Raw genomic sequence first — 2,340 nt, forward strand, 5'->3', positions numbered from 1 at the left:
CTTGGCATCAATTTTAAGTACTGCACATGCCTGTTCAAAAGAATAGTTAAATGATTGCATGATACTCTTTATCGAAAAAGCTATGGCCTCAGTATATCCTTCCGTTCTTCCCTTATTAGTCAAATCTATAACAGCCTTGCACATATTATAATTACCTTCCTTGTTCATCATTCGCCATCTCCACGCTCACTATTAGCAGGAACCTCTCTCCTAATAGTTCGCGAAGCAACAAATCCTCCAATCAATCCTAGCATCATCCCTACAGTCATCCATGTTCCAATGCGGTAATTAATAACTCCAAAGGCTGCCCCGATTGTGATGCCAATCAATACGCCAATGCACATGCACGAAAACACGCTATCGAATCTTCTCTTCCGCTCCTTCACATACCTTCGCACTATCTCAAGTCCACCCATTGGCACGCAAAACTTCTCATCTCTCGGCGGCTGGCAAGCCCTGTACACCTCTTCCAGCTCAAACCATTCCACCCCATCCAGCTCTTCCTCCTGAATGGTAATATCGTCAATGCCTGCCTCCTCGTCGTAGACATACACAAACGCTATTTCATTGTCCTTGAAGGGCTTCCCATGGAATTCCTTCTCATACTGAATAGGAAATGTCCCTTCAAAATGCAAATCCTCCGGCACTACCTGAAGACCAAGCTCCTCCGATAACTCCCTGATAGCCGACTCCAGCGGCTCGTCTCCCGCCTGGATATGGCCCGCTGATGAAGTATCATATCTGCCAGGAAAGAATCCTTGTTAAGTGCCCTCTTCTGCAGTAGCACCTCCGTCTTGTCCCCATTTTCCCGAAGCACCCATATGTGCGCAGTCCTGTGTCTAACGCCATCGGCATGAGCCTGTGACCTAGTCACCCTCTCGCCAGTAGGCTGCCCATTTTCATCTACGATGTCAAAAATCTCGTCTGCCATTTTATTCTCCTCCATCAACAATTCAACCGTAAATGGTCCACTAACTCCGTCCCCTAGGTCCATTACTTTGCAATTGCATTTTTCACAAATGGAAATCTAATAACCAAATCCTTATCCATTTCCATCATTCTCAATAGTCTGCTTGCTGCGCCTGATGGATGATTAATTCCAGCCTCCCACGCTTCAACTGTTTTATCCGACACACCTATGTAGCTTGCAAATGACTTCTGAGACATTCCAGTTGAATTTCTTATTTTCTTAACTTCTGCTGCTTCATATATTTTAACAGGCTCTACCACAATCTTATGTCTTTTAAGAATAGGTTTTTCACTCTGAGCATCCTCAAGTGCTTCATTAAGACCTGTCATAATACTATTAAATACTCTGTTATCGCTCATATTACTCACCTCCAAGGCTCCTTTTAAGCACTTCAATCACCTTTTTTACTTCGTTTCTTTCTTTTTTAGATAGATTATCCTTTTCATTTTTTCCATAGACAGTAACTAGGTAAACGGTTTCTGCAAAAACAAAGTCAACGTAACATACTCTTGCACCCCCGCTTTTTCCTTTATTTTCTAATGAAACTCTAGCTTTTCGAAGACCTCCTGTTCCACTCATAACGGGATACTTATCAGGATTCTTCATTATGTCTAACTCAAGTACACGAAGATCCTCATCATCAAAACCTAAATCATCCCAATTCCGAGAAAATTCTTTTGTTTGAATAAAAGTTCTAGTCATAATAACTCCTATCTATAATATAATCCCTATTCAATAGGGTGTCAATCACTTGCTATAATTTGCTTTCATCCTCAACTTTAACCACTAGTATACTCTTAGTATATATACTATACTAATCAAATACTTCAGCAAAATCAATACCAATAGTATAATTAACTATATTATTAATAAATGAGGTTGGAATCATGAATGAGAATTACGGAGAACAAATAAAAAACTATCGAATCAATCTAGGAATGACGCAAAACCAGGTAGCAAAAGGCCTTGATGTAACACCTGGTTACATCAGCAACGTTGAAAATGGACGTACTGCCATGTCCCTTAGAGTCCTTATTTACTATTCTAAACTTATGGGAATTACTCTAGATGAGCTTGTTGGAAAGCTTGAACCAGAATACCAGAAGTCGGCTACAGACAATGCTCTTTGGAATGCAATACAAACACTTGATGATAAACAAAAAGAAAAGCTCTTGGCTACAATTAAGATATGGCAAAAATAAAGGACAGCTATCTCTCACGAAATAACTGTCCTATGTAAAAATCTAGTGTATCCAAAATGGTCCACTAACCCCGTCCCCCTGGTCCATCAAACAAGCCGCAGTAGCATTAGCTATTGCGGCTTGAACATTTCTAATCTACTATATCATTTTTCTATATCGTTCCATGTC

At 40.3% G+C, this 2,340-nt stretch carries 5 protein-coding genes; 1 reads left to right on the forward strand and 4 read right to left on the reverse strand.

What is annotated here, in order from left to right; translation table 11 throughout:
* Window positions 1–167: 167 nt before the first annotated feature.
* From BLP50_RS14605 to BLP50_RS14120, 4 genes are all read right to left on the reverse strand, one after another.
* Window positions 168–716 (reverse strand): NUDIX domain-containing protein, encoded by a 549-nt coding sequence (locus BLP50_RS14605; protein WP_330386101.1) that lies wholly within the window; start codon window positions 714–716, stop codon window positions 168–170.
* Entirely contained in the window at window positions 647–931 is a 285-nt protein-coding gene (locus tag BLP50_RS14610; protein ID WP_330386100.1) for an NUDIX hydrolase, read from the reverse strand. Before BLP50_RS14610 ends, BLP50_RS14605 begins: the two co-directional genes overlap by 70 nt.
* Before the next feature lie 62 nt (window positions 932–993).
* A complete protein-coding gene (locus BLP50_RS14115; protein WP_090155894.1) occupies window positions 994–1,329 on the reverse strand; it encodes a helix-turn-helix domain-containing protein in 336 nt (111 codons plus the stop codon).
* Between the two features lies 1 nt (window position 1,330).
* Complete coding sequence (locus tag BLP50_RS14120) at window positions 1,331–1,672, reverse strand: type II toxin-antitoxin system RelE/ParE family toxin (protein WP_090155896.1); 342 nt, start codon at window positions 1,670–1,672, stop codon at window positions 1,331–1,333.
* Window positions 1,673–1,857: 185 nt separating this feature from the next.
* Here BLP50_RS14120 and BLP50_RS14125 point away from each other — a divergent pair, with 185 nt between their 5' ends.
* Entirely contained in the window at window positions 1,858–2,172 is a 315-nt protein-coding gene (locus tag BLP50_RS14125; RefSeq protein ID WP_176753800.1) for a helix-turn-helix domain-containing protein, read from the forward strand.
* Window positions 2,173–2,340 lie beyond the last annotated feature (168 nt).

It is taken from the genome of Pseudobutyrivibrio sp. AR14 (assembly GCF_900101325.1).
Taxonomy (GTDB): Bacteria; Bacillota; Clostridia; order Lachnospirales; family Lachnospiraceae; genus Pseudobutyrivibrio.

Bases quoted from the DNA above. Each gene is read 5' to 3' on its own strand.
- BLP50_RS14610 (WP_330386100.1), bottom strand. From the start codon at position 931: ATGGCAGACGAGATTTTTGACATCGTAGATGAAAATGGGCAGCCTACT.
- BLP50_RS14115 (WP_090155894.1), bottom strand. From the start codon at position 1,329: ATGAGCGATAACAGAGTATTTAATAGTATTATGACAGGTCTTAATGAA.
- BLP50_RS14125 (WP_176753800.1), top strand. From the start codon at position 1,858: ATGAATGAGAATTACGGAGAACAAATAAAAAACTATCGAATCAATCTA.
- BLP50_RS14120 (WP_090155896.1), bottom strand. From the start codon at position 1,672: ATGACTAGAACTTTTATTCAAACAAAAGAATTTTCTCGGAATTGGGAT.